We start from the raw sequence: 25442 nt of genomic DNA, 5'->3' as shown, positions 1-25442 counted from the left end.
AACGGGTTCCATTCCACGCGGTGCAAGATACGATGCCATCAAGGTGATTTCCGGAGACGCATTATGAAGACGTTGGAATATGTATTTGTTGCCTTGATCGTGATCCTCGTCGGGCTTCTGATCCTGGACTCCGGCGTACTTGAACCCCGCATGGTGCTGCGTATCGCGTCAGACCCTGAAAACCGCGCCGTCGAGCCGCTTATTCAGGATTGGGCCGAGGAAAATGATACCGACATAGAAATCACCTATCTCACCTCAACGGCTATCACGCGTGAACTGGCCAAAGGGGCAGGCACAGATTTTGACGCGGTTTGGCCCTCCAGTTCTCTATGGATCGCGTTGGGCGATCCGCAAAAGGTGGTGCAACATGAGACCTCTGTGTCCCGCTCGCCGGTTGTGCTGGGCCTGCGCACTTCCATCGCCAAGGAACTTGGGTGGATTGGTCGAACCGATGTGACCGTTCAGGACATCCACACCGCCGCAAAGGAAGGCAAGTTCCGCTTGTCGGTGGCTTCTGCAACGCAATCGGATTCCGGGGCTCTGGCCTATTTCGGATTTCTTCACGCGCTGTCGAACACATCCGAAGCGTTGACCATGGAGACTCTCGCCGATCCTGCTGTGCGGGACGAAATGCGCGATCTGCTGGCGCAGGTGGATCGATCTTCCGGGGACGACGACTGGCTGGCACAGGCGCTGGTCGACAACAGTGCCGCCTTTGAAGCCATGATCAACACAGAGGCCTTGTTGATCGACGCCAACCGAAAACTGATCGCAGAGGGCAGGGAGCCGCTGTTTGCGATCTACCCGACCGACGGACTTGCCATGGCCGACAGCCCAATTGGCTACATTTCCAAAGGGGATGGAGACAAAGAAACCAAATTTCTGGAGCTTCGGGCGTTCCTGTCTACGCCAGAGGTGCAGGACGTGTTGTCCGGTCAGGGCCGCCGCGTCGTCTCTGCCGGTTCTGACACCCCCGACCCCACGATTTGGAATCCCGACTGGGGCATCGACCTCGCTCGCTCCCTTGCGCCGGTTCCGACGCCCTCGTCCGAAGTCATTGCAGAGGCGTTCCGGCTTTATCAGACCGATCTGCGCAAACCGTCACTAACGGTCTGGCTGCTGGATGTGTCCGGGTCGGCCGACGGCACGCCGATACAAGAGATCAAGGACGCCGTGGGAACTTTGCTGGACCCGGACGCTGCAGCCGCACGACTGCTGCAACCCTCGCCCCGCGATGTGACGATCCTCATTCCCTATAACCACAACATTCTGGACCCGATCGTAATCGCAGGCGACCAGACCGCCGAATCCGAACAGGCGCGCCGACTGATCGATACCTTGCAGGCCGATGGGGGCTTGGATGTGTTTTACGCCCTGTACGAAGGGTTTGAGGCCTTTCGTCCGCAGGCAGAGGACGGCACGCTTACCGATTTTCTGCCCGCCATCATCGCCGTGATCGATGGCACCTCTGATACAGAGACCCGCACGCCGTTGCTGGCCCATATGGACCAAACTCCTTACACCCGCGCCATCCCGATCCATACTATCGCAATGGGCGACGCCGACCCGGATCAATTGGCGCAACTGACAAGGCTGTCCGCCGGACGCCTGTTCACCGGGAGCACGGATCTGGCCGAGGTGCTGTGGGCCGCCAGAGGATACAACTGACGGCTTTGCGGTCTTGGTCTACAGCACCTCCAGTTGCGAAACACGGGCCTTAAACGACGACCTCCATCGCCTCCTGATCCCCGACGCCGAAAACACGCTTGTAACGCGCGATTTCCTCTGCCGGGCCCATCGCCTTGTTGGGATTGTCCGACAGTTTGACCGTCGGGTTGCCCTCGGCACTGACCGCCTTGCACACAAGACTGAAGGGCGCGAGCCGATCATCCGGTGTCAGCCCGCGGAAATCATTGGTCAGCAAAGTGCCCCAGCCAAAGGACACCCGCGCCCGGCCATCGAACTGCCGATAGAGTTCCAGTATCTTCTTCTCATCCAACCCGTCCGAAAAGATGATCAGCTTTTTGCGCGGGTCTTCGCCCCGGCTTATCCACCAGTTGATCGCCTCTTCCGCCGCCGCCGCCGGATCACCTGAATCGATGCGGATGCCGGTCCAGCCCGCCAGCCAGTCCGGCGCACGTTTCAGGAACCCTTCGGTGCCGTAGGTGTCGGGAAGAATGATCCGCAGGTTGCCATCATGCTCTTCTTGCCAATCCGCCAACACGTCATAGGGAGCCCGCGCCAGCGCCGCATCGTCTTCGGCCAATGCCGCGTAGACCATCGGCAACTCATGTGCATTTGTACCAATCGCCTCCAGATCACGGTTCTTGGCAATCAGGCAGTTGGACGTCCCGACAAAGCTGCTGCCCAGCCCCTCCAGCATCGCCTGAACGCACCAATCCTGCCACAGGAACGAATGCCGCCGCCGCGTTCCGAAATCCGCGATACGCAATTCCGGCACCTGCCGCAGGTCTTCGACCTTTTGCCATAGCTTGGTCATTGCGCGCGCGTACAGCACCTGCAATTCGAACCGGCCCATATCATGCAGCACAGCACGGCCGCGCAACTCCATCAGGACCGCAAGTGCAGGGATTTCCCAAAGCATGACCTCGGGCCATTTTCCCTCGAACGTCAGCTCATACTGATCGCCCACCCGTTCAAGATGATAGGGAGGCAGGCGCAGGTTCTCGAACCACTCCATGAAATCGGGCCGGAACATCTGTCGTTTGCCGTAAAACGTGTTGCCGCGCAGCCATGTCCCCTCCCCTCGCGAAAGCGACAGTGAGCGGATGTGGTCCAGCTGTTCGCGCAGTTCACCCTCATCGATCAACTTGGCCAACGGTACATTCTGGGATCGGTTGATCAGCGAGAAGGTGACGTTGGTGTCGCGTTTCTTGCGAAAAACCGACTGACACATCAAAAGCTTGTAGAAATCCGTATCGATCAGGGACCGGACGATCGGGTCGATCTTCCACTTGTGGTTCCAAACCCGGGTTGCAATATCGACCATGTCGGCCCTCCGTCGCGTAATAATTCAGGATAAACCGAAAGCCACGGTATCACGCAAGCGTGACACTGGCCTGCCGCATCCCGTCCAAAGCCGCTTTTAGCGAACCGTCCAGATCAATTGCCCGGCACAAATCCTGCAGAACCGTCACCTGAAACCCCAGTTTTGCCGCATCCACCGCCGAAAAGTTCACACAGAAATCCGTGGCCAGTCCCACCATGGTCAATCGGTCTATCCCACGCGTGCGCAGGTACCCCTCCAGCCCGGTGGGGGTTTTGTGATCGTTCTCGAAAAACGCCGAATAGCTGTCGATAGCGGTACGAAAGCCCTTCCGGAGAATCATATCGGCCCTGTCGACCTCCAGATCCGGGTGAAAATTCGCCCCGGGCGAGCCCTGTATGCAATGATCGGGCCAAAGCACCTGCGGCCCATAAGGCATCTCGATCAGTTCAAAGGGGGTCTTGCCCACGTGCGAACTGGCAAAGGACGAATGTCCCGCCGGGTGCCAGTCCTGCGTCAGTACCACAGCGTCAACCTCAGCCATCAACGCGTTGATCGACTGGACGATCTCATCGCCTTTGTCGACGGCCAGCGCGCCACCAGGGCAGAAATCGTTTTGAACATCAATCACGATCAGGGCGTGCATGCGTGTCTCCCTATCCTTTTCGCGGGCACCATAAGGATGCGATTTCGGAATTGCCATGCCGGGCAGTGGCTGATAATCGTGCCCGCCTTTCAAACAGGAGTTGCGAACATGGCACGGCTTGGCGTGGATTTTGGCACGTCCAACACGGGCGCCGCTGTCATGGCGGGCGGTCGCCCCTACGCGATCCCGCTGGAACCGGGCGAACAGACTTTGCCCACAGCGATCTTTGTCGATTTCGCTGAACGTCGCTTTCTGTACGGCACCGCGGCGGCACGCGCGATGATGGACGGTGCCGAGGGGCGGTTCATGCGGGCTCTCAAAAGCATCCTTGGTACGCCGTTGGCCCGCGAACCGCGCCGTTTGCTGAACGAACGCCTAACTCTGATAGAGGTCATCGCCCGCTTTCTGACAGAGATTCGCACCCGCTCTGAGGCGCACACCGGGCTAAAATTCGACAAGGCCCTGTCTGGCCGGCCCGTACATTTCCACTCTGCCTCCGCCACGCGAGATGCTCAGGCTCTGGAGGATCTGACAGAGGCGTACCGACTTGCCGGCTTTGATTCGGTAGAGTTTCTCCCAGAGCCAGAAGCCGCCGCGCTGGCGGTCGATGGCGCCGGGCGCATGCTGATCGTCGATATTGGCGGCGGTACATCGGACTTTACGCTCTGTGATCGCAAAGACGGACAGACCCATGTGATCGCCAGCGGCGGCATCCGCCTTGGCGGCACGGACTTTGACAAGGCACTGAGCCTTGCCCATGCCATGCCGCTGCTTGGCTACGGCGCGCAAATCGGGGCCGAAATCGGGGCCAAGACCCACGCCGCCCCGCGCGCGCTTTTCCACGATCTGGCCAGTTGGGAAAAGATCCCCTTTGTCTATGACGCCACCATCCTGCGAGAGGTCCAGCGCTGGATCCGCCTTGCGCCGCAACCGCAGCTGTTCGAACGGCTAGCCGATGTGCTGGAATCCCATCTTGGTCACGACATTGCCTATGCGGTTGAGGCCGGAAAGATTGCGGCCAATGGCGTCGACGCAGGGGACATCGCCCTGGGCGTAGTAGAACGCGGGCTGACCGTGACGCTCGCGGCAGATGCGTTGGACGCCGCCCTCGAAGGCTATGGCCAAGAGATTGCCATCTGCGCGATGGACACGCTGCGCACGGCTGGCTGCGCCCCCGATAGTGTCGATCAGGTCGTTTATGTCGGCGGGTCCAGTTTGCTGGGTGCGGTCCGTGACGCGATGACCCGCGCCCTGCCACACGCACAACCCGTCTACAGCGAAGTCTTCACCGCCGTGGTTCACGGTCTTGCCATTGCGGCAGAATAGCCGCTGGACTGCTGCCCCTTCGCTTCGTATCGACAGGTCTATGTGTACCGTTTGCGCCCTATACCACTTTACCCGCTTTGAAGATCCGGCCGCCTTGCAGGGGCCGCTGCAGGATTTGTGTCAGGCGCAAAAGATCACTGGCACCCTTCTGCTCGCGCAGGAGGGGATCAACGGCACCATTGCCGGGCCTGCATCCGGGATCGACGCTGTTTTGTCGCATATTCGCGCCCTGCCGGGCTGCTCTGATTTGGAGTGGAAGCTGTCAACCGCATCCGAGCGGCCCTTTGCCCGTATGAAAGTGCGGTTGAAAAAAGAAATCGTCACCATGGGTCAACCCGACGTCGATCCGCGCGCGCGCGTGGGTCACTACGTCGATCCCGCCGACTGGAACGAGCTGATCCGCAGCCCCGACGTGGCGGTGATCGACACACGCAATGACTATGAGGTCGCCATCGGCACCTTTGAGGGCGCAGTGGATCCGAAAACCGACGCGTTCCGCGATTTTCCCGCGTGGTGGGAGGCGAACAAAGAGCGATTTCACAACAAACGTATCGCCATGTTTTGCACGGGCGGCATCCGCTGCGAAAAATCCACCAACTACCTGCTCAGTCAGGGGCATGAGGATGTCTATCACCTCAAGGGTGGCATCCTGAAGTATCTTGAAGAGGTGCCAGAGGACGACAGCAGTTGGCAGGGATCGTGTTTTGTCTTCGACGGACGGGTCTCTGTGGAACATGGGCTGCGCGAGGGGCCTCATGATCTGTGCCACGCTTGTCGCCGTCCGATCCTTCCCGCAGACCGCGCGCGCCCCGAGTATGAAAAGGGCGTGTCTTGTCACCTGTGCGTGGATGAAACCTCGGCCGAGGACAAAACGCGGTTTCGCGAGAGGCAAAAACAGATCGCCTTGGCCAAGAAGCGCGGTGGACGGCACCTGCACACGGATGTCCCGGACGAGGATTAAGCGCCGGCGCTATGCCCTCTGCCCACCCTCTGATATGGCTGGGCGAAAACAGGGGGGCGTGATGACAGACCAGATTTCCAGCCATGTGCTGCACGACGGCGACAGCCGCATCACCGTATTGTCCATCGGTTGCGCCGTGCAGGATTGGCAGGTCGGAGGCCGACGCGTCGTGCTGGGCTATGACACCGCCGAAGCCTATCGCGAAAATCCGATGTCTATGGGGGTCGTCGTAGGCCGCGTGGCAAACCGGACCGCGCAGGGGCGGTTCTCACTGGACGGGCAGGACTGGCAATTGCCCGTAGGGCCGGGTGGGCATCACCTGCATGGCGGACCACTGGGCCTTGGTCGGCAGAATTGGCACATGACCCCTGAGGGCGACCGGGCGGTGCGCCTGACGCTGCACTCATCCCATCTTGATCAGGGTTATCCCGGCGCGGTAGATTTTGAGGTGCGCCTGTCTTTGGAGGGTGCCGCCCTGACCTGGGAGATGACCGCCACCCCGGACCGCGTGACCCCCGTCAATCTGGCGCAACATCTCTATTTCAACGTCGCGGGGGCCGGCACCGTGCACGATCACAACCTGCACCTGAAGGCGTCTCATTGTACGCCAACCGGGCCGGACCAGATCCCGACCGGCGCGCGCCTGCCCGTTGATGGCACGCGGTTCGACTTTCGGACCGCGCGCCGGATTGACGAGGCTGACACTGACGGCACAGGATTTGATCTGAACTATGCGCTGGACAACATCGAAGGTCCGGCGGCAGAGGTCATTTCACCCGACGGGATGCGGCTGCGCCTTTGGACGGACCGGCCCGGATTGCAGGTTTATACGTCCAACACGCTGACGCCGTTTTCGACTGCCCTGCCGGGTGGAAACCACGGCCCATTCGGTGCGATCTGCCTGGAAGCACAGGACTTTCCCAACGCGCTCAACACACCCGAATTCGGGTCGATCTTGGTGTCGCCCGATGCGCCTTACAAACAAGTAACAACCATCGAGATCGCTCCGACCTGATTTCTTGAGCGTATCCTTTTCCGCCGATAGCAGACCGGCAGGACCGGCGGCCAATGCATAAAGATCACATTGCCCGCCGTTAACCATGATTGCGGCTAAAAGTATCCGCGCACCAGACTGCCCGCCAGCAACGCCCAACCGTCAGCCAATACAAAGAAAGCCAGCTTGAACGGCAAGGACACGATGGCGGGTGGCACCATCATCATACCCATCGACATCAGCACCGCCGCCACAACAAGGTCGATGATCAGAAACGGCAGGAAGATCAGGAAACCAACCTGAAACGCGCGGGCGATTTCGGACAGCATGAAGCTGGGGACCAGCACCGAAAGGGGCGCGTCCGGTGACAGGGCGGTTCCGACGGCATCCGGACGCAGTTCGGCCATGGCACTGAATGTGTCCGGATCGACACGCCCGACCATGAAATCGCGAAACGGGGCAATCGTCAGCAAGGCCGCTTCTTCAACCTCGATCTGTTCGTCCATGAGCGGTTGCAGGCCCGTCTCCCAGGCTTCGGTAAAGACAGGCTCCATCACAAAATAAGTGAGAAACAGCGCGAGACTGACGATCAGCATATTGGGCGGCGACTGTTGCAGGCCTACGGCCTGCCGCAGGATCGCCAGTACCGTCACCATAAATGGAAAACAGGTCACCATGATGGCAATGCCGGGCGCAAGGCTCAACAAGGTGATCAGTGCGATCAATTGAACCGAGGTGGCAGTGACAGAGCCACCCTCGCCCATATCTATTGCGATGGATTGCGCCTCTACCGCGCCAGACAACAACAGGCTCAGCGCCAAGGCAGACAGGAGGATACGCATGAGTCTCAGGCCGGAGACTGCAAATCGACCACCTCGGTGATGCGCACTGCGAGTTGCCCCGCGCCATCACCGTCGACCACCTCCAGCACACCAATGGCGATCAATTTTTCGCCGACATACAGCTCCACCGGATCATCCAGCTGCTTGTCCAGCGTCAGAACCGACCCCTCATTGAGTTGCAAAAGTTCCCGCACCAGCGGGCGGGCCCGGCCGACGGAAACGGTGATCTCAATCGGGACCGAGGTAAAGGGCGTCCCTGTGTCGGCGCGAGGCGCGGCTTGTGCGCTATCCATGTTTCATCTTCCTTCGGTTGTCATGGGCAAAGCCTTCCACGGCCTCGGCCACGGAGGCGATCAGGTCGCTTAGGTCAATCTGACGTTCGGTCTGACCAAAACGGATATCGGCCTGCTCCTCCGCCAACGTATCGTCCGGCGCGATTTGGATCGGAAAACCAACGTCCCGATCCAACAGCGGTGTGATGGCGTCGACCCGTTTCGGATTGACGGCGATCACCACCTCCATTGCGCCGATTTCCCGGCTCATGACCTGCAATTGTTCGACGATATGCTGGCCCAGCGTTTCACGGGCGATGTTCGGCAAAAGTGACGCGACCATTTCGTTCAGCAGCGGCGTCACCGCGTTCATCACCTGCGAATATGCCTCGTGGTATGAAAAACTGAGGTCCTGCAGGTGCTGTCCAAAAGAGCTGGAGATCCGCGAGCGATCATCCGACTGCGCCTTGACCGCATCGTCCCATCCTGCGCGGTATCCCTTTTCGAAGGACTCAAGTTTTTGCCCTTCCAATTCGGCTTCGGTGATACTCGGCCCCGGAGAAGCCGTTGGGAAGGCGAGGTGGCCGGGAATAGCACTGCCGAAGTCCTCCAGAAGTGCTGAGAGCTCGCTCATGAGGCACCTTCCTTGTCTTCTTCAAGCCAACTGCGCAGAATCTCGACCGTTTCGGTCTTGCGCGCCTCGATCAGGTTGCGCAGGCGATCCACCGGATCCTCCTCCGAAGGAGTGTCGAAATCGACCATGCCCATACCGCTGAAGTCCGGCCCGTCCGCAAGCGCAGGCAAATTGTCAAATCCGCCTTCTGGTTCGATCTCTCCTACCAGCGGTTCGGCTCTGGCAGCCGGAGCCCCCGGTGCAGGCAAGGCACCAGCAGCGGTCACACCGTCATTTGTTCCGCCACGCGACAGGATCGGCCGCAAAACGAACAGGCCCAAGATCAGCGCCACCACAGCAAGCACCCCCATTTGAATCAGACGCATTGTGTCGAAAGATCCGGTGAAAAGCCCAGGTTCCAGCGGGCCGGTGCCCAGCCCTTCGGGTCGTTCAAAAGGTAGGGATCGCAGGGTGATCTGGTCGCCGCGCGCGTCATCAAAGCCGACTGCGGACGCCACAAGTTCACGCAATGCCTCAAGCTCGACCTCAGGCAGCGGTACAAATTGTTGTGTGCCGTCGGCGGCCGAAACATAGGTGCCATTGACCAGTACCGCGACTGTCAGCCGCTTGATCGCGCCGGGTTGGCGGGTGATCTCACGCGTCGTCTCGGAAATCTCATAGTTAACCCGCTCTCGGGTCTCTGCCTTGGAGGTCAAGGAACTGTCTGGCCCGCCACCAGCAGCCCCGTCGGGCAGGTTAGACGCCACAGTGACGCCGCCACCACCGCCGGAATTCTCCGCTCTGTCAGTACGCTCTTCGGTGTCAGTCGAGATCACAACCCGCCCCTCGGGGTCAAAGCTGCGTTCGCGAATCAGTTCCGTTTCGGTGACAGTGGCGACGCTGACCTCAACAACCGCGTTGCCGGTCCCAACTCGCGCCTCCATCAGGCGCTGGACCCGGTCCCGCAATAGCGCGGCGCGGTCGTCAGCCGTCACACCGCCGCCAATCTTGTCCTCTGCGCCAATCAACCCGCCCTTGCCGTCGATCACAGCGACGTTTTCCGGGGTCAGTCCCGGAACCGCAGACGCCACGAGAAACTTCAGGGCCCGGGCTTGGGCCGCACCCAACACCGCCCCAGTGGTACTGACAGAGATAGAGGCCGTGGGCGTCACATCCCGCTGAAAGGGATTCGCGCTGGAATTGGCGATATGTACCCGGGCCGTTGCAATCTGGGGATTCGACACAATCGTTCGCGCCAATTCACCTTCTTTTGCGCGCCAGTAAGCGGCATCGAACATTTGGCTGGTGGTGCCGAACCCCGACAAGCCGTCCAACAATTCATATCCCTGACCGTTGTTGGCAGGCAGCCCCTCACTGGCAAGGGTGAGTCGCAGAGCATCCCGATCGCTGTCCGGGACGAAAATCGCCCCGGCCCGCACGTCATATTGCACGCCGCGCGCTTCTAGCGCCTTGACCACGTCACCGGCGGCATCGTTTTCCAATCCCGCGTAAAGCAAGGTCATATTCGGGGCGGACGCCAGTCGCGTCAGCCCAAGGACCGCCAGCATGACCACCACCGTGGCACCGATGACGATCATACGTTGGCGCCCGGCAAGGGCATTCCAGCTCGACAGTATCTGGTTCAAGACCGACCTCCACTCCAAACATTCTGTTCGGTTGTGCTGAGGTTGACCCATTCGCCTTAACAATCAGTTAGCCCATTTACCCTATACCGAGGTCACTGCCGACGAAGAGGTTGAGAATGTCTGACGCCACCGTTGATGAAACTGAACAAGATGCAAAGAAATCGTCAAAGCTTCCGCTGGTCATCGGACTTGTATTGGCGTTGGCGGGCGGTGGCGGGGGATTCTACGCGGTGCAGTCCGGACTGTTGGGTGGCGGGAAATCCGATGAAACGAGTGGACGTGCGGCTGGGGACCACGACGACCCGCATGTTGAAACAAAGGCCCTGCCGGATGTGAGCTTTGTCGAAGTGCCTCCGGTGCTGATCTCGCTTGGACCGGGCGCGCAGGCCAACCATTTGCGATTTCGCGCCAGTCTGGAAGTGCCGACACAATACCGGGCAGAGGTCGAAAAGATCCTGCCGCGTATCCAGGACGTGCTGAACAGCTATCTGCGCGCGCTTGAGGCACATGACCTCGAAGCGCAAGGCGCTCTGGTGCGTTTGCGTGGCCAATTGCTGCGCCGGATCAAGCTGGTGGCCGGAGAGGATCGCGTGCGCGACCTTCTGGTGCTGGAATTTGTCCTGAATTGAGGGAGACGGGAATGGAAGTGATTGCGGATATATTTCTGGTGGCCGGCGCGCTAGGGGCCGGATTTTACTGTTTCATCCTTGCGCGGCGGCTGTCGCGCTTCACCGATCTGGAAAACGGTGTGGGCGGTGCGGTGGCTGTTCTGTCAGCGCAGGTCGACGACCTGACCAAAACTCTGGGCGCCGCACAGCAAAGCGCGGGCGAATCGAACAAGTCGCTTGGCGCATTGACCGATAGGGCCGAAGACGTGGCGCGGCGGCTCGAACTTCTTGTGGCCTCGATGCACGACCTGCCTCAGAACGGTGCCCCACCGCAAACCGACGCCAAAGACCCGGTTTTTCTGCGGCATCCGCGCAACTGACGCCCCTCCCGACATGACAATGAACGAATGAGGTAAGGCATGGCAAAGGCAAAGGGCTCGGCGGGAAAGCACGCCAATCGGCGCGGAAGACGCAAGCCGCGTGGCGCGCTGGCGGCTATATGCGCGCTATTGGTTACATCGGGGCTGTTAAGGGTGGCAATCGGCGCGGGAGAGGCTCTGGCCCGCGAAGAAGGCGACGGGCCAAAGCCCCCCGCAGCCCATGTATCCGAACCGCCTGTCGGCGCCGATCCTACAGGGGCAACGCGCCTTGTCGCCGAAGCCGATTTCCAACCGCTGCTAGACGCATTGAACGCACGCGAGGCCCGCGTGCGCAAAAGCGAATCGGCGATAGAGGTGCGCATGCAGGCGCTTGCCGTGGCCGAGACGGAAATTGAACGCAAAATGACCGCCCTTGCCGTCGCCGAAGCCAGTCTAAATCAGACACTTACACTGGCCAGCACCGCCGCAGAAGATGACATCGAGAAGCTGACCAATGTCTACGCCAATATGAAACCAAAGCAGGCCGCCGCACTCTTTGAGGAAATGGATCCTGAATTCGCCGCCGGTTTTCTCGCTCGGATGCGCCCCGATGCGGCAGCAGCGATCATGGCGGGGATGACACCGCAGTCCGCTTATCTGGTCAGCGTGATTCTCGCCGGGCGCAACGCAAATGCCCCAAAAAACTGACCGAACTTTTGCCAAAATGGTCCTGCAACTGGTACTGCACAGCAACGTGACGCCAATCTCACCGCGTCGGGATTGCTTTTTGAGGCGTCTTGGGCGACATGTCTTGCTGCTATTCGTGTTATTTTTTCGGGGTCTGCCATGATGAAACGTCGTACATTCCTTGCCGCCGCTGCGGCTGCCGCAGCGCTCCCAGCGCCAGCATTGGCTTTTTCCCTCGACCCGATTTATCGGCCGCAGAATGTCGGGATCAAGGCGGACATGGCGCCGGGCCAGATTCTGATCCTGTCCAGGGCGCATTTCCTCTACTACATCGAAACTCCTGGACAGGCTCGTCGCTATGGCGTGGGCCTTGGCACCGCCGGGCAGGCGATTTCCGGGACCTACGACGTCGGTGGCAAGAAGAAATGGCCAACTTGGCGTCCCACTAACGCGATGATTGAGCGTAATCCCTCGGCTTACGGCAAATTCATCGACAACGACTATGTCCAACCCGGCGGTCCGGGCAATCCGCTGGGCGCACGCGCGCTGTATCTGTATCGCAATAATCGCTATACGTTTAACGCGATCCATGGCACCACCGCGCCCCGGTCTATCGGGCGTTCGGTTTCGAACGGGTGCGTGCGGATGATCAACGATCATGTGATCGATCTGTATGAGCGCGTTCCAGCGGGAACCAAAGTTACCGTTCTGTGACAACAGGTGCCTCGGCGCACCAGGTTGATCGATTTGACCTAATCGTTCTGGGGGCCGGTCCCGCTGGTGCATCTGCCGCCTTGACCGCAGCGCAATCCGGTCTGCGCGTGGCCTTGGTGGACAAGGCGCGGTTTCCTCGGGACAAATTGTGCGGTGGCGGCCTCACTGGGCGCGCCATCACATTATACAGCCGTATTTACGGCGAGCCACTGCCGCCCGTGCCGCTGGAGCGGCGCGATAGTTTTGCGTTCCATGCCTTTGGCCAGGACCTAGGTGAAAGCAAAGACGCGCCGCCTTTGCATCTATGCATGCGATTCGAACTGGACGCAGCCCTCGTCCGCGCCGCTCTAGACCGGGGTGCCGTCGATTTTACGGGCTGTGCAGGAAAACTCGACCCGGATGGGCCTGCCGTCGACATGTCAGACCGCCGCCTCGAGGCACCTTTTCTGATCGCGGCGGACGGCGTGAACAGCGCCACAGCCAGAACCCTGTTTGGCAGCTCTTACGACAAGGATCGAATTGGTTTCGCGCTTGAGGTGGAACGCCCCGGGGCAGACCCAGACCGCCCGCTGCGGATTGATTTCGGTGCGGCGGACTGGGGCTATGGGTGGCAGTTTCCCAAGGCCTCCGGCACAACCATCGGCGTGGGAGGCGTGCTGGCCCGCAACAATGACATGAAAGCCGCGCTGCAACGCTATATGGACGTGCTGGACATTCCCGATACTCTGACCGTCAAAGGTCAGTTCCTGCCATTCGGGGATTTCCGCTCCACACCCGGCAAGGGCCGTATCCTACTGGCAGGTGACGCGGCTGGACTCGTCGATCCGATCACCGGAGAGGGGATCGCCCACGCACTTGACAGCGGCGCGCTGGCCGCCAAAGCAGTGCAACAAGCTCTGACCGTAGGAACACCTGAGGCCGCGCTATCGCTCTACAAGCAAAGCTTGCGTCCGATTCACCGCGGTTTGCGCCATGCCCGACTCCTCCGAAACCTGATGTTCCGTCCCAGCCTGCGGCCCGCTTTTGTTCGTAGCTTTCGCAACTCGCGCACTTTGCGCAGCGAATACCTGCGCCTCATGGCTGGGGAAACAGAATACGGGGCTTTGATGCAGAAAATGATCTCCCGTCTTCCGGGATTTGCGTGGCGCGCAATGAGCGGTAAATGAAAAATCCAAAACAAATGCCGCGTGATCAGGAGGCGTTTCTTAAGCCTTTGTTAGGAGATGACCGCCTACCTTACTGAAAGATGGAGGGTTCAATGGCGGTTTTTTCTTTTCTTCTCGGCAGCATGATCGGACTTGCCTGCGCCCTGATAGGATGGCTGGCCTACGATATGTCGCTGTTTGCGGGCTTAGGTTTGTACTTGAGCGCCAGCATTTTGGTGGGCATGGCGCTGGTTCTTTCTGCGGTTCACACTCATGACAATGCGGGCCGCGAGGTTGGGGCCTGAGCAGGCTGCAAGCGTTAGTTTCCCACACGTTCGATTAGGGCCTCAACCTTTGGGCCGATCACATTGACAATTCGATCCACACCCGTGGCGTTGGGATGGATACCGTCGGGCTGCATAAACGCGCGCAGATCGGATGGCCCTTTGCCGTTCTGCATCAACCCGGCAAAGAAGTTTTCCAGATAAAGCGCGTCATAAGTACGGGCCAGTTCTGGATACAGCGCGTCAAAGGCTGCCTTGTAGTCGGGTCCATAGTTTCCCGGTGCCTGCATCCCGATCAGCAACACCTCCAGCCCGCGCTCCTCTGCGACCTTGAGGATGCCCTCAATGTTATCACGGGACACCGCCGGATCGATCCCTCGCAGCAGGTCGTTGCCCCCCAATGCGACGATCATTGCTTGTATGTCAGGTGTCAGTGACCACTCCACCCGTGCCAATCCACCCGCAGTTGTGTCGCCGGACACCCCGGCATTCACAATCCGCACGTCATACCCTCGCTCCGCGAGCCAGTCGCGCAGTTGCGGCACAAACCCCTCTTGTTCGATCAAGCCGTAGCCTTGCGTCAGGCTGTCGCCCAGCGCAAGAATGTTCACCCGATCTGCCGCCGCCCCTGTAGCAAGCAACAAGAGCACCCCCGCCAACGCCTTGCTCAAACCGCCTAACAGCCCATATGTGGTCCAACGCAACATCTCCGGAGATCTCCCTTGTCCGAGCCTGTCCTGTCCCTCCAAGATGTCACTCTCAATCTCAGGGGCAATGCCGGACTGGTAGAAATCCTGCACAAGATTTCGCTAGACGTCACGCGGGGCGAAACGCTCGGCTTGATCGGACCATCGGGATCGGGAAAGTCCTCATTGCTGATGGTCATGGGCGGGTTAGAGCGCGCTACAGCCGGGCAGGTTCGCGCTTTGGGCCATGACCTGACGGCGATGAGTGAGGACGCGCTGGCTCGGTTCAGGCGCGACCACATGGGCGTAGTGTTTCAGTCCTTTCACCTGATCCCGACTATGACCGCACTGGAAAACGTCGCCACGCCACTGGAACTGGCCGGGGATCGCCGCGCATTTGACCGCGCGCGTGCTATGCTGGACAAGGTCGGCCTGTCACATCGTACCGACCACTATCCAGCGCAGATGTCCGGTGGAGAGCAACAGCGCGTCGCACTGGCCCGCGCGCTGGCCCCAGAACCGGACATCCTTTTGGCGGATGAACCCACAGGCAACCTTGACGGGGTGAATGGTGCCGCCATCGTCGATCTTCTTTTTGGTCTGTCGCGTGAACATGGGGCCACTCTGGTGCTTGTCACCCACGCACATGACCTGGCCGCCCGTTGCGATCGCGTTGTGCGGCTGCGTGACGGCCAGGTCGATGACGCGGATCTGAGGGCCGCAGAATGAGTCTCAACATCGCCGCACGCCTGGCCCGGCGTGAGCTGCGGGGCGGGTTGCGCGGATTTCGCATCTTCCTTGCCTGCCTGGCTCTTGGGGTTGCGGCCATTGCCGGGGTCGGCTCTGTTCGGTCGGCCATTCAGGCGGGACTCGAGGATCAGGGCGCGGTCCTGTTGGGTGGCGATGCACAAGTGGAGTTTACCTATCGTTTCGCAACAGACGTGGAACGCGCTTGGATGGACGACACCGCCGACGCCGTGTCGGAAGTCACTGACTTCCGGTCCATGGCCACGGTCACGCGCGACGACGCCACAGAGCGCGGGTTGACGCAAGTGAAGTCCGTCGATGCCGCCTATCCGCTGCTCGGTGAGATGGTGTTGGACCCGCCGCTGCTGCTGGCAGAGGCGTTGAACGATCACGGTGCGGTCATGGCGCCGATCCTTGCCGACCGTCTGGGATTGGAAAGCGGGGACAATTTTCGCCTTGGCACGCAAGAATTTACGCTGCGCGCCCGGATCGTGACAGAACCGGACGACGCCGGGGACGGGTTCGGCCTTGGGCCGCGCACCATCGTGCGGACGCAGGATTTACAGGACTCCGGTCTGCTGGCGGCAGGATCGTTGTTTGAGACGGAATACCGAATGCGCCTGCCCGAAGGCATCGACCTCGACACCGTCAAGGCAGAGGCGCTACGCCTGTTTGAGGATACCGGCCTCAGCTGGCGCGATGCGCGCAACGGTGCTCCGGGGATTGCCCGGTTTGTCGAGCGACTGGGGAGTTTCCTGATCCTAGTCGGCCTTTCCGGTCTCGCCGTGGGCGGCATCGGCGTGTCGGCCGCGGTGCGCGCCTATCTGGCCGAAAAGACATCGGTCATTGCCACGTTGCGCACGCTTGGGGCAACTCGTTCTGTGATCTTTCAGACCTATTTTCTGCAAATCGGTGCGCTTAGCCTTTTGGGCATCGCCATCGGGCTGATACTTGGCGCGGTTGTGCCCCTGATTTTCGCGCCGCTGATCACCGAAGCGCTTCCGGTTCCGGCCATCTTTGCCCTGCACCCTGCCCCTTTGGCGGAGGCGGCATTGTACGGGTTGCTGACGGCACTTTTGTTCACGCTCTGGCCGCTTGCCCGGGCGGAGGAGGTACGCGCCGCGACGCTGTTTCGCGATGCTCTGGACAGCGCGCGGCTATTGCCCGCTTGGCGTTATGTTTTTGCGACACTGGTGCTGATCGCAGCGCTGCTTAGCGCGGCGGCGGTCTTTTCCGGCAATCCGGCACTGACGCTTTGGACGGCGGGCGGCATTGCCGCGTCCCTGTTGATCCTCGCCCTAGCGGCCTGGGCCATTCGCTGGCTGGCGCGTCTGGCGACACCTGCGGCACGCGGCCGCCCGGTCCTCCGCTGGGCGCTGGGGGCCATCGGCGGGCCGCGCGAAAGCGCGGGATCGGTGGTCTTGTCTCTTGGCCTTGGCCTGACGGTTCTGGCCGCCATTGGCCAGATCGACGGCAACCTGCGCAGTGCAATCCAGCGCGACCTGCCCGAGGTCGCGCCCTCCTATTTCTTTGTCGATATCCAGAAGGACCAGATGCCTGGCTATCTGGACCGACTAGAAACCGACCCCGCCGTCAGCCGCATCGACAGCGCGCCCATGTTGCGCGGCATCATCACGCGGATCAACGGAAAGCCTGCGGTTGAGGCGGTTGGCGAACACTGGGTTCTACGCGGGGATCGCGGGGTGACATACTCTGAGACACCCGGCGCGCGCACTACGGTCACCGAGGGCGCATGGTGGCCCGAAGGGTACGATGGTCCGCCACAGATCAGCTTTGCCGCCGAAGAGGCGCAGGAGATGGGGCTGGAACTGGGCGATGAAATCACCGTCAACATCCTTGGCCGTGACATCACCGCCAGCATTACCTCTTTCCGTCAGGTCGATTTTTCGACCGCCGGGATCGGTTTTGTCATGACAATGAACCCCGCCGCCCTGTCCGGCGCGCCGCATACCTTTATTTCGACTGTCTATGCAGAAGAAGCGGCAGAGGCCCAGATCCTGCGCGATCTTGCCAACGCCTATCCCAACATCACCGCAATCCGGGTACGGGACGCTATCGATCGCGTCAGTGAGCTACTGGACGGCATCGGTCAGGCGGTGCGGTGGGGGGCGGCAGCCACACTGCTGACCGGGTTTCTGGTGCTGATCAGCGCGGCGGCGGCAGGCGAAGGTGCGCGGACCTATGAGGCAGCCGTGCTAAAAACATTGGGGGCAAGCCGCACCCGCATCCTGCGCAGCTTTGCGCTGCGCGCGGGTTTGCTGGGTGCCGCCGCCGGGGCGGTTGCACTTGGCGCGGGCATCACCGGGTCATGGGCGATCATGACATTTGTCATGGAAAGCGAATTTGCGGTAATCTGGCCGTCCGCATTTGCCATTGTCACCGGCGGGATTCTTGCCACGCTACTGGCCGGTCTCGGCTTTGCCTGGGGACCGCTGGCGGCCCGTCCGGCGGCGGTTCTACGCGCTCGCGAATGACAAAAACGGACAGGCTGTCACCTTGCGCCGTGGCCGTTGGGCTGGCAACACCAAAGCAACACAATGCAAATACCGGATGTTCGAACCATGACTGATTCCCTTCCGATGCCGGTTACGGCGCCCCTCACATCTGCGCAGCGTACCCAGCTGTTCAACCTCGTCCGACGCGCTGCCAAGGCAGAGATCATGCCGCGCTTTCGCAAGTTGGGCAGCCATCAGATCGGTGAAAAATCCGGGCCGCATGATCTGGTGACAGAGGCCGACACCGCTGCCGAGGCGATGATCACCCGTGGACTTCAGACCTTTTTTCCCTCCGCGTTGATCGTTGGCGAAGAGGCCGCGTCGGCAAAGCCGGAACTGCTCGGCAAAATCGCCGAGGCTGAACTGTGCTTTACCATCGACCCGGTTGACGGCACCTGGAACTATGCCAAGGGCCTGCCGATGTTCGGGGTCATGGTGTCTGCCTTGCGCTTTGGGCGGCCGGTGTTCGGCCTGCTGTTCGATCCGGTATTGAACGATATCGTCTGGGCCGACAGCGACCATCCTGCGCAATTGCAATTGCCCCGGCGCGGTCGCCGTTTTGTCGCCACCGCACACGACCAGCATAAAACTATGGATCAACTGAACGGATTTGTGCCCTTGTTCCTGATCCCGCAGGACAAGCGTGAAAAGGCCGCGATTGCGATGACGAAATTCGGCCGCGTCTGGTCGCTGCGTTGCGCCTGCCATGAGTTCCGCACACTGGCACAGGGCGAGATAGATTTTGCCCTCTTTTCCAAGCTCACCGCGTGGGACCAGCCCGCCGGGGTGATCGTAACCCGGCAGGCTGGGGGCCATGTGGCCATGCTGGACGGGTCCGAATACCGCGGGGACATGACCTCGGGCTATCTATTGGCGGCCAGCGATGAAGTCACATGGGGATTGGTGCGCGACGCGTTCGATTTCCTGTTGGACACGCCGCAGGACGCGCCACCGACCGAACAGGAGCAGCCCGACGCCTGATCAACGCAACCAGCAGACGCTTTACCTCTTGCTGCGATGCTGGCGGGCTGTCGTCGCGCGCGCGTCGACCTTTTGTTGGCAGCCTTGTTGCCGTCGCAAATCAAAGTGCGCCCTTCCAGTGGCAAGACGTTGTTCGCTCGTCTGAATTGCGGCTAGGCTGACATGAAGAACGTCCTCTGTTTTTTTAGAGGGCCCGTTGGAGTGTGTCTGCCGTATGTTGATTTCGGTTATACAAAGTTTGATCGCCTTGATTCTGGCAGCGGCGCTGCTCTACCTAGTTTTGTCCAATCCACGATTTGCCAATCAGAGTCCCAAGACCGATCTTGCCTTGGGACTCGTTTTCGGCATTTCGATAATTGTGCTTTCAATCAACGCTTATGTGCTTGAAGGTGGTGCACTGCTGACCACAGTCGCCGGGGCGTTGATCTTTGCAGGGTATCTTGGCGGCGTTTCGGCTGGCTTGTGCGCGCTTTTGGTTGCTGTCTGCATCCGATTGTGGATCGGGGGCGCAATGCTCTGGGTCGGCTTGCCTGCCTTGTTCGGATACGCGCTTTGCGGAATTGCGTTGCGCTGGCTGGCCCCGTTCGAAGCATGGCCAAAACCTCCCCTTCGCGCGCTTTTCTACGCTTTGTTGGCCCACGTGCTTATCCAGATCTTGGCAGGCAGCGCTGTCTTGCTGTCAGGCATAGTTGCGGAAATGGAAACCGCCCTGTTCGACGCGGCCTTTTTCGTGGTGGTGGGTGGCCTTTCCGTCATTCTGACGTGGTTGGCCGTTTCCCAAAGCGTGAAACTTGCATCTATCGTTCTGGACAACGCCTCCCTGCTGCAACGGATGCGGCTGGTCCTGGACCACAACAATATGGGCACGTTCAGCTACGTCGGAACGCCACAGGCACTGATTGTGGACCAAGGTCTGTTGGATCTCTACGGGCTTGAGAAGGGTCCGGGTCCTGCGGACCCAAGCGCCTTCATCGACCTGCTGCACCCGGATGACCGGGAACAGGTCACTCAATTGATCCAGGAAGCCTCGGAGGGCGTCGAAAGTCCCCGTGCGCACGATTTTCGGATAATCAGAGCGGACGGCACACTGGTAGAGATCCGTTCTGTCCGCGCGACAGAAATCGACCAAGCCACCGGCAAAGTGCGGGTTGTCGGCCTTCACACCGATCTCACGGATTTTCGCAAAGCCGAACGACAAAGGAATGAGGCAGAACACCAGATTGCCCTCATCGCCGAGAACATCCCAGGCATGATTTATCAGGGAATTTGGGAAAACGGCGCACCGCGAAAGTTCACCCATATCAGCGAAAAATGCTTCGACATCTGGGGTATTTCTCAAGAAGAGCTTATGGCCGACAACAGCCTGTTGTCCCAAGGGCAGGACGAAGCATCAATCAAAAGTGGCCGTAGCGCCATCAACAAAAGCATTGAAACTGGCAAGCCGGTTGGCGTTCGCCTGCCCATTCGCGCGCGCGACGGCACGGTGCGCACAGTCGACCTACACGCCAGAACCACGGATCTTGGCGACGGAACTCATCGTGTAGACGCGATTTTCATCGATGTCAGCGCTGAGGTCGCCGCTGAGGAGAAGGCCCTCAAGCAGGAAGAACAGGCTCATAGATCGCAAAAGCTCGAGTCCATCGGGAAATTGACCGGCGGTGTGGCGCATGACTTCAATAACATCCTCGCCGTCATAATGGGCAATCTGGAATTGCTGCGAGAAGAGGTGGATGATCCAACCCAGCGCTCTTTGATCGACGCAGGGCTGGAGGCGAGCCAACGGGGCGCAGAACTGACTCGCAGTATGCTTGCCTTTGCCCGCCGCGCCCGCCTGTCACCCGAACTGCTGGACCTCAACACCACTGCATTACAGGCCAAAAACTGGATGCGTCGTGCCCTACCGGAATCCGTCCAGATCGAAACGTCGCTTTTGGCCGGGCTATGGTCCGCCAATGTAGATGCAGCCTCATTGGAAAGCGCGTTGTTGAACCTGATCCTCAACGCCCGAGACGCGGTCTCTGGCCACGGCAAGGTGACGATCGAAACGGCCAACGTGCGGATAGACCAGGCCTATATCGATTCTCGAAATGAACCGCTGGACCCCGGGCGATACGTCATGCTTGCCGTCAGCGATACCGGCACCGGGATAGATCAGGATACGCTCAACCGTATATTCGAACCCTTCTTTACCACCAAACCGCCCGGCTCTGGTTCAGGGCTTGGGCTTTCGATGGTGTTGGGCTTCGTCAAACAATCCGGCGGCACCGTGCAGGTCTATACAGAGCTCGGGCGTGGCACGACCTTCAAACTGTATTTTCCCGCCTGCGACGAGCCCCCCCTGGACAAAGAAGGTCCGTCCCGGACATTTGCGGCGCCCGTGGCCGGGACATCGCGAATTCTGCTGGCAGAGGACGAAGCCGCTGTCCGCAAAATGCTGATCGCAACGCTGGAATCCGCTGGCTATGTTGTCGAGGCCGTCGGGTCAGGCGATGCGGCGTTGGCGCTTTTTCATCGCGATCCGCATTTTGATCTGCTTGTCACCGATATCGTCATGCCAGGGGAATTGCAGGGCACCAATCTGGCCCGCGCCATCCGCGAAACCCATCCGGATTTGCCGATGATTTTCATGTCCGGATATGCGGCCGAGTCGACGGTCCACGGCAACGGCTTGCGCCCTGAGGACATCCGACTGATGAAACCTGCTCCAAGGGACGTATTGCTGAACGCTGTGGCGCTTGCGCTGAAACCTACTTCAGGGCTCGCTTGAGAGAAATCACACAGTCGATTCAGGAAAACTGCTCTTTGAGCATTTCTGCCTCATAGGCCAGAACCTCACGCAGTTTATCGATGGGAATGGGTTTGAACAGGGTCATTCCCGGATCCTGTTCACGGGCTTTCGCGATCATGCGCGCAGCGATTGCATTTGACGGGTCGCCACCGGTGATAAATCGAAGCCGCGCAGGGGCGGACTCGGCGAGATCGGAAAGCTTCCATGCAACTTCGACGCCATCAAGGTTCGGCATATTGATGTCCACCAAAACCAGCGCCGGATCAGACATCTCTTCGAGGATCGCCATAAGTTCGATGCCATCCGCGCACAGCGTCACGACCCATCCCGCGCCCTCGGCAACCGTTCGGACAAATTCAAGGAACTGAGCGTTGTCATCCGCGATGATCAGCCTGTGTGTCATTTCAAGTCACCGTTTGAATCCGCATCGCGCCGATCTGCTTGGACAACGTAGTCCGAACAGGCACTTTTTCCCATACCTTTGCATTCCCCAGCTACTTCGGAGACGCAAGCGAAGCATTTGACCGGACCCAAATCGGCAGGCCGGTTTCTCGGTGGTATCGTATCGGACTCCAACTGGTTCGATACGATACAATTGTTGCCAGACGGTAAAATCGCTGTCGGCCTGTTCCATCATTCGAAGTCGAACAAAGGCCACCGGCACCGCGTATTACTCGGCCGCCTCTGCATATTCACTCATTGGCGGACAGGTGCAAATCAGGTGCCTATCGCCATAGACATTGTCGACCCGATTGACCGGCGGCCAGTATTTGTCGACCCGGAACGCCCCTGGCGGGAAACAGCCCTGTTCGCGCGTATAGGGCCTGTCCCAGTCGCGCACCAGATCCTCCATCGTGTGCGGGGCCAGTTTCAGCGGGTTTACCTCGCGGTCCATCTGTCCGTCTTCGATAGCGCGGATTTCGGCTCGGATGGCCAGCATCGCATCGCAAAAACGGTCCAGCTCTGCCTTGGTCTCTGACTCCGTCGGCTCCACCATCAGCGTTCCAGCCACTGGCCAACTCATCGTTGGCGCGTGGAACCCGGCATCCATCAGCCGTTTGGCAATGTCCTCGACTGTAACACCTGCCGATTTCTCGAACGGGCGCGTATCAAGAATGCACTCATGCGCGACCCAGCCCTTGCCGCCGCGATAGAGCACGTCATATGCACCCTCCAGCCGCTTGGCGATGTAGTTGGCGTTCAGGATCGCCACCCGCGTCGCCTGCGTAAGCCCGCCGCCGCCCATCATCAGGCAGTAGGACCAGCTGATCGGCAGCAACGAGGGCGACCCGAACGACGCCGCACTCACTGCGCCCCCCTCTTCGTCCAACGGATTGCCCGGCAGATGCTCCACCAAGTGCTGCTTGACCCCGATCGGCCCCATGCCGGGGCCGCCACCGCCATGCGGAATGCAGAAGGTCTTGTGCAGGTTCAGGTGGCTGACGTCGCCGCCCAGATCGCCGGGACGGGACAGGCCGACCATGGCGTTCATGTTCGCGCCGTCGATATAGACCTGCCCGCCATGCTCGTGGGTGATCGAGCAGACTTCTTTCACGGTCTCCTCGAACACGCCATGAGTGGACGGATAGGTGATCATGCAGGCCGCCAGCGCATCGGAATGCTTTTCCGCCTTGGCGCGAAAATCTGCGATATCGATGGAGCCGTGATCGTCGCATTTCACCGCTACCACCTTCCAGCCAACCATCTGCGCCGAGGCCGGATTGGTGCCATGCGCATTGACCGGGATCAGGCAGACATTGCGGTCGCCCTGTCCTCGTGCCCGTTGCCACCGCCGGATCGTCAGCAGACCCGCATATTCCCCCTGCGCGCCAGAGTTCGGCTGCATGGAAATCGCATCATACCCGGTGATCTGGCACAGCTTGGCGTTCAGATCCTCGATCATTGCCGTATAGCCCCGAGCCTGATCCTTAGGCACATAGGGGTGGATCATCGAAAACTCGCGCCAACTAACCGGCATCATCTCAGCGGCCGAGTTCAGCTTCATTGTGCAGGAGCCCAGCGGAATCATCGCCCGGTCCAGCGCCAGATCGCGGTCGGCAAGACGGCGCATATAGCGCATCATCTCCGTCTCAGCCCGGTTCATGTGGAACACGTCGTGCTGAAGATACTCAGAGGTGCGGATCAGCGCCTCGGGCAGACGGTATTCCGATTCTGACGCCTCATCCTTTTTCACCAAGCCAAAGGCGCGCCAGACGGCCTCGACGGTGGCTGGACGCGTGCGTTCGTCCAGCGTGATTCCGACACGGGTCTTGCCAACGCGACGCAGATTCAGCCCTTCGCGCACCGCCGCTTGCAATACGCCCCGTTGCAGCAAGCCCACGTCCACGGTGATCGTGTCGAAATAGGTGTCAGGTTCCACTTTGAAGCCCGCCGCCTCCAGCCCCTTGACCATACGGACAGTCTTGCGGTGGATGCGCTGCGCAATGGCGCGCAGCCCCTTGGGCCCATGGAACACCGCATAGAACCCGGCCATGACCGCCAGAAGCGCTTGTGCTGTGCAGACGTTCGAGGTGGCTTTTTCGCGACGGATATGCTGCTCACGGGTCTGCAGTGACAGGCGGTAGGCGCGGTTGCCGTGGCTGTCCACCGACACGCCGACAATCCGTCCGGGCATCGCGCGCTTCATTTCATCACGGCACGCCATGTAGGCGGCGTGCGGGCCGCCATAGCCCACCGGCACGCCAAAACGCTGGGTAGACCCGACAGCGATATCCGCCCCCATCGCGCCCGGCTCTTTCAGCAAACACAGCGCCAGTGGATCAGCACTGACAATGCCCACCGCCTGCGCATCATGCAGCGCCGCCATCTCATCGGTGAAATCCCGCACATGGCCATGCGTGCCAGGATACTGAAAGATCGCGCCAAAGACCCTGCCCGGATCAAGCGCATCCGGTGCGCCGACAATCACCTCGATCCCCAAGGGCTCGGCCCGTGTCTTCATCACCGCAATGTTCTGCGGATGACAGTTCTCATCGACGAAAAACGCCTTGGCCTTCGATTTGGCCACCCGTTGCGCCATGGTCATTGCCTCGGCGCAGGCGGTCGCCTCATCCAGCAGAGAGGCATTAGCAATTTCCAGCCCCGTCAGATCACAAACCATCGTCTGAAAGTTCAACAGCGCCTCTAGCCGGCCCTGCGAAATCTCGGGCTGGTAGGGTGTATAGGCCGTGTACCAAGCTGGATTCTCAAGGATGTTGCGCTGGATCGCAGGCGGCGTGACCGTGCCGTGATAGCCCTGCCCGATGAGCGAGGTCAGCACCTTGTTGCGATCCGCCACTTCGCGCAGCCGATAAATCAATTCACGTTCGGACAGCGGCTTGCCAAAATCCAACGGCTCGTCCTGCCGGATCGCCTTTGGCACCGTCTCTTCGATCAACTGGTCCAGACCCGACACGCCAAGCACGTCAAACATCTCGGCCATCTCTTCGGGTGAAGGACCGATGTGACGCCGGTTGGCGAAATCATAGGGCAGGTAATCAATGGGCTCGTAGGTCATGCGCCGCTCCCGCGTCTTCTTCTCTGTGAAAATACTCCGGGGGTGAATTGGCCAAAGGCCAAGAGGGGGCAGCGCCCCCTCCCCCGTCATCCACCCACGCCAC

Annotated in this window: 23 protein-coding genes; 14 read left to right on the top strand and 9 right to left on the bottom strand. The window is 60.2% G+C overall.

Going from position 1 to position 25442, the window contains the following annotated elements:
• Positions 1 to 63 precede the first annotated feature (63 nt).
• Positions 64 to 1668, top strand: a complete 1605-nt coding sequence (locus ANTHELSMS3_RS05690; protein WP_157733405.1) for a vWA domain-containing protein — start codon at positions 64 to 66, stop codon at positions 1666 to 1668.
• A gap of 49 nt (positions 1669 to 1717) precedes the next feature.
• On the opposite strand, the gene pncB is transcribed toward ANTHELSMS3_RS05690, so the two are convergent.
• Together pncB and pncA are read right to left on the bottom strand one after the other, a co-directional pair.
• Positions 1718 to 3010, bottom strand: coding sequence for a nicotinate phosphoribosyltransferase (pncB, locus tag ANTHELSMS3_RS05685; RefSeq protein ID WP_094034036.1), 1293 nt, complete (start codon positions 3008 to 3010; stop codon positions 1718 to 1720).
• A gap of 49 nt (positions 3011 to 3059) precedes the next feature.
• Entirely contained in the window at positions 3060 to 3653 is a 594-nt protein-coding gene (gene pncA, locus ANTHELSMS3_RS05680; RefSeq protein WP_094036953.1) for a bifunctional nicotinamidase/pyrazinamidase, read from the bottom strand.
• 108 nt (positions 3654 to 3761) lie between these two features.
• Between pncA and ANTHELSMS3_RS05675 the strand changes: the two genes are divergently transcribed.
• The 3 genes from ANTHELSMS3_RS05675 to ANTHELSMS3_RS05665 all read left to right on the top strand — a co-directional run bounded on the left by ANTHELSMS3_RS05675 (position 3762) and on the right by ANTHELSMS3_RS05665 (position 6955).
• Positions 3762 to 4979, top strand: coding sequence for an Hsp70 family protein (locus tag ANTHELSMS3_RS05675; RefSeq protein ID WP_094034035.1), 1218 nt, complete (start codon positions 3762 to 3764; stop codon positions 4977 to 4979).
• 40 nt (positions 4980 to 5019) lie between these two features.
• Positions 5020 to 5940, top strand: a complete 921-nt coding sequence (gene trhO, locus ANTHELSMS3_RS05670; RefSeq protein ID WP_094034034.1) for an oxygen-dependent tRNA uridine(34) hydroxylase TrhO — start codon at positions 5020 to 5022, stop codon at positions 5938 to 5940.
• A 61-nt stretch (positions 5941 to 6001) separates the two neighbouring features.
• Positions 6002 to 6955 (top strand): aldose epimerase family protein, encoded by a 954-nt coding sequence (locus ANTHELSMS3_RS05665; protein ID WP_157733404.1) that lies wholly within the window; start codon positions 6002 to 6004, stop codon positions 6953 to 6955.
• A 95-nt stretch (positions 6956 to 7050) separates the two neighbouring features.
• Here ANTHELSMS3_RS05665 and fliP read toward each other — a convergent pair whose 3' ends face one another.
• Genes fliP through fliF form a run of 4 tightly spaced genes read right to left on the bottom strand, consistent with a single transcriptional unit; the run spans position 7051 to position 10259 of the window.
• A complete protein-coding gene (gene fliP / locus ANTHELSMS3_RS05660) occupies positions 7051 to 7776 on the bottom strand; it encodes a flagellar type III secretion system pore protein FliP (protein ID WP_094034032.1) in 726 nt (241 codons plus the stop codon).
• Positions 7777 to 7781: 5 nt separating this feature from the next.
• Positions 7782 to 8069: a FliM/FliN family flagellar motor switch protein gene (locus ANTHELSMS3_RS05655; RefSeq protein WP_094034031.1), complete on the bottom strand. Its 288-nt coding sequence runs from the start codon at positions 8067 to 8069 to the stop codon at positions 7782 to 7784.
• On the bottom strand, positions 8062 to 8682 hold the full coding sequence (locus tag ANTHELSMS3_RS05650) for an ABC transporter ATP-binding protein (protein WP_094034030.1): 621 nt from the start codon (positions 8680 to 8682) through the stop codon (positions 8062 to 8064). The genes ANTHELSMS3_RS05655 and ANTHELSMS3_RS05650 overlap by 8 nt, the downstream gene beginning before the upstream one ends.
• Positions 8679 to 10259: a flagellar basal-body MS-ring/collar protein FliF gene (gene fliF, locus ANTHELSMS3_RS05645; RefSeq protein ID WP_254694912.1), complete on the bottom strand. Its 1581-nt coding sequence runs from the start codon at positions 10257 to 10259 to the stop codon at positions 8679 to 8681. The genes ANTHELSMS3_RS05650 and fliF overlap by 4 nt, the downstream gene beginning before the upstream one ends.
• 164 nt (positions 10260 to 10423) lie before the next feature.
• Here fliF and ANTHELSMS3_RS05640 point away from each other — a divergent pair, with 164 nt between their 5' ends.
• The 6 genes from ANTHELSMS3_RS05640 (at position 10424) to ANTHELSMS3_RS05615 (ending at position 14125) form a co-directional block, all read left to right on the top strand.
• Positions 10424 to 10936, top strand: coding sequence for a flagellar basal body-associated FliL family protein (locus ANTHELSMS3_RS05640; protein ID WP_094034028.1), 513 nt, complete (start codon positions 10424 to 10426; stop codon positions 10934 to 10936).
• An 11-nt stretch (positions 10937 to 10947) separates the two neighbouring features.
• On the top strand, positions 10948 to 11295 hold the full coding sequence (locus tag ANTHELSMS3_RS05635) for a hypothetical protein (RefSeq protein ID WP_094034027.1): 348 nt from the start codon (positions 10948 to 10950) through the stop codon (positions 11293 to 11295).
• Positions 11296 to 11334: 39 nt separating this feature from the next.
• On the top strand, positions 11335 to 11982 hold the full coding sequence (locus ANTHELSMS3_RS05630) for a MotE family protein (RefSeq protein WP_094034026.1): 648 nt from the start codon (positions 11335 to 11337) through the stop codon (positions 11980 to 11982).
• A 138-nt stretch (positions 11983 to 12120) separates the two neighbouring features.
• Positions 12121 to 12675: a L,D-transpeptidase gene (locus ANTHELSMS3_RS05625; RefSeq protein ID WP_094034025.1), complete on the top strand. Its 555-nt coding sequence runs from the start codon at positions 12121 to 12123 to the stop codon at positions 12673 to 12675.
• Positions 12672 to 13841 (top strand): geranylgeranyl reductase family protein, encoded by a 1170-nt coding sequence (locus ANTHELSMS3_RS05620; protein ID WP_254694852.1) that lies wholly within the window; start codon positions 12672 to 12674, stop codon positions 13839 to 13841. The genes ANTHELSMS3_RS05625 and ANTHELSMS3_RS05620 overlap by 4 nt, the downstream gene beginning before the upstream one ends.
• 92 nt (positions 13842 to 13933) lie before the next feature.
• On the top strand, positions 13934 to 14125 hold the full coding sequence (locus tag ANTHELSMS3_RS05615) for a hypothetical protein (RefSeq protein ID WP_157733403.1): 192 nt from the start codon (positions 13934 to 13936) through the stop codon (positions 14123 to 14125).
• Between the two features lie 14 nt (positions 14126 to 14139).
• Here the strand turns inward: ANTHELSMS3_RS05615 and ANTHELSMS3_RS05610 are convergent, their stop codons facing one another.
• A complete protein-coding gene (locus ANTHELSMS3_RS05610) occupies positions 14140 to 14811 on the bottom strand; it encodes an arylesterase (protein ID WP_094034023.1) in 672 nt (223 codons plus the stop codon).
• 15 nt (positions 14812 to 14826) lie between these two features.
• Between ANTHELSMS3_RS05610 and ANTHELSMS3_RS05605 the strand changes: the two genes are divergently transcribed.
• From ANTHELSMS3_RS05605 to ANTHELSMS3_RS05590, 4 genes are all read left to right on the top strand, one after another.
• Positions 14827 to 15519, top strand: coding sequence for an ABC transporter ATP-binding protein (locus ANTHELSMS3_RS05605; RefSeq protein WP_094034022.1), 693 nt, complete (start codon positions 14827 to 14829; stop codon positions 15517 to 15519).
• Positions 15516 to 18032 carry an ABC transporter permease gene (locus ANTHELSMS3_RS05600; RefSeq protein WP_094034021.1) on the top strand — a complete coding sequence of 839 codons (2517 nt, stop codon included), beginning with the start codon at positions 15516 to 15518 and terminating at the stop codon, positions 18030 to 18032. The genes ANTHELSMS3_RS05605 and ANTHELSMS3_RS05600 overlap by 4 nt, the downstream gene beginning before the upstream one ends.
• A gap of 87 nt (positions 18033 to 18119) precedes the next feature.
• Positions 18120 to 19034: an inositol monophosphatase family protein gene (locus ANTHELSMS3_RS05595; protein WP_094034020.1), complete on the top strand. Its 915-nt coding sequence runs from the start codon at positions 18120 to 18122 to the stop codon at positions 19032 to 19034.
• A gap of 238 nt (positions 19035 to 19272) precedes the next feature.
• On the top strand, positions 19273 to 21801 hold the full coding sequence (locus ANTHELSMS3_RS05590; protein WP_198319885.1) for an ATP-binding protein: 2529 nt from the start codon (positions 19273 to 19275) through the stop codon (positions 21799 to 21801).
• Positions 21802 to 21820: 19 nt separating this feature from the next.
• Here ANTHELSMS3_RS05590 and ANTHELSMS3_RS05585 read toward each other — a convergent pair whose 3' ends face one another.
• Entirely contained in the window at positions 21821 to 22225 is a 405-nt protein-coding gene (locus ANTHELSMS3_RS05585; protein ID WP_094034018.1) for a response regulator, read from the bottom strand.
• 267 nt (positions 22226 to 22492) lie between these two features.
• Entirely contained in the window at positions 22493 to 25339 is a 2847-nt protein-coding gene (gene gcvP / locus ANTHELSMS3_RS05580; protein WP_094034017.1) for an aminomethyl-transferring glycine dehydrogenase, read from the bottom strand.
• Positions 25340 to 25442 lie beyond the last annotated feature (103 nt).

It is taken from the genome of Antarctobacter heliothermus (assembly GCF_002237555.1).
Classification (GTDB): Bacteria; Pseudomonadota; Alphaproteobacteria; order Rhodobacterales; family Rhodobacteraceae; genus Antarctobacter; species Antarctobacter heliothermus_B.
Note: the sequence above shows the minus strand (reverse complement) of the source record. Positions and strands in the feature narration are given on the sequence as shown.

Bases quoted from the DNA above. Each gene is read 5' to 3' on its own strand.
- ANTHELSMS3_RS05640 (WP_094034028.1), top strand. From the start codon at position 10,424: ATGTCTGACGCCACCGTTGATGAAACTGAACAAGATGCAAAGAAATCG.
- ANTHELSMS3_RS05630 (WP_094034026.1), top strand. From the start codon at position 11,335: ATGGCAAAGGCAAAGGGCTCGGCGGGAAAGCACGCCAATCGGCGCGGA.
- pncB (WP_094034036.1), bottom strand. From the start codon at position 3,010: ATGGTCGATATTGCAACCCGGGTTTGGAACCACAAGTGGAAGATCGAC.
- ANTHELSMS3_RS05635 (WP_094034027.1), top strand. From the start codon at position 10,948: ATGGAAGTGATTGCGGATATATTTCTGGTGGCCGGCGCGCTAGGGGCC.
- ANTHELSMS3_RS05655 (WP_094034031.1), bottom strand. From the start codon at position 8,069: ATGGATAGCGCACAAGCCGCGCCTCGCGCCGACACAGGGACGCCCTTT.
- ANTHELSMS3_RS05665 (WP_157733404.1), top strand. From the start codon at position 6,002: ATGACAGACCAGATTTCCAGCCATGTGCTGCACGACGGCGACAGCCGC.
- ANTHELSMS3_RS05690 (WP_157733405.1), top strand. From the start codon at position 64: ATGAAGACGTTGGAATATGTATTTGTTGCCTTGATCGTGATCCTCGTC.
- fliF (WP_254694912.1), bottom strand. From the start codon at position 10,259: ATGATCGTCATCGGTGCCACGGTGGTGGTCATGCTGGCGGTCCTTGGG.
- gcvP (WP_094034017.1), bottom strand. From the start codon at position 25,339: ATGACCTACGAGCCCATTGATTACCTGCCCTATGATTTCGCCAACCGG.
- ANTHELSMS3_RS05675 (WP_094034035.1), top strand. From the start codon at position 3,762: ATGGCACGGCTTGGCGTGGATTTTGGCACGTCCAACACGGGCGCCGCT.
- ANTHELSMS3_RS05610 (WP_094034023.1), bottom strand. From the start codon at position 14,811: ATGTTGCGTTGGACCACATATGGGCTGTTAGGCGGTTTGAGCAAGGCG.
- trhO (WP_094034034.1), top strand. From the start codon at position 5,020: ATGTGTACCGTTTGCGCCCTATACCACTTTACCCGCTTTGAAGATCCG.
- ANTHELSMS3_RS05625 (WP_094034025.1), top strand. From the start codon at position 12,121: ATGATGAAACGTCGTACATTCCTTGCCGCCGCTGCGGCTGCCGCAGCG.
- ANTHELSMS3_RS05595 (WP_094034020.1), top strand. From the start codon at position 18,120: ATGACTGATTCCCTTCCGATGCCGGTTACGGCGCCCCTCACATCTGCG.
- fliP (WP_094034032.1), bottom strand. From the start codon at position 7,776: ATGCGTATCCTCCTGTCTGCCTTGGCGCTGAGCCTGTTGTTGTCTGGC.
- ANTHELSMS3_RS05585 (WP_094034018.1), bottom strand. From the start codon at position 22,225: ATGACACACAGGCTGATCATCGCGGATGACAACGCTCAGTTCCTTGAA.
- ANTHELSMS3_RS05600 (WP_094034021.1), top strand. From the start codon at position 15,516: ATGAGTCTCAACATCGCCGCACGCCTGGCCCGGCGTGAGCTGCGGGGC.
- pncA (WP_094036953.1), bottom strand. From the start codon at position 3,653: ATGCACGCCCTGATCGTGATTGATGTTCAAAACGATTTCTGCCCTGGT.
- ANTHELSMS3_RS05615 (WP_157733403.1), top strand. From the start codon at position 13,934: ATGGCGGTTTTTTCTTTTCTTCTCGGCAGCATGATCGGACTTGCCTGC.
- ANTHELSMS3_RS05650 (WP_094034030.1), bottom strand. From the start codon at position 8,682: ATGAGCGAGCTCTCAGCACTTCTGGAGGACTTCGGCAGTGCTATTCCC.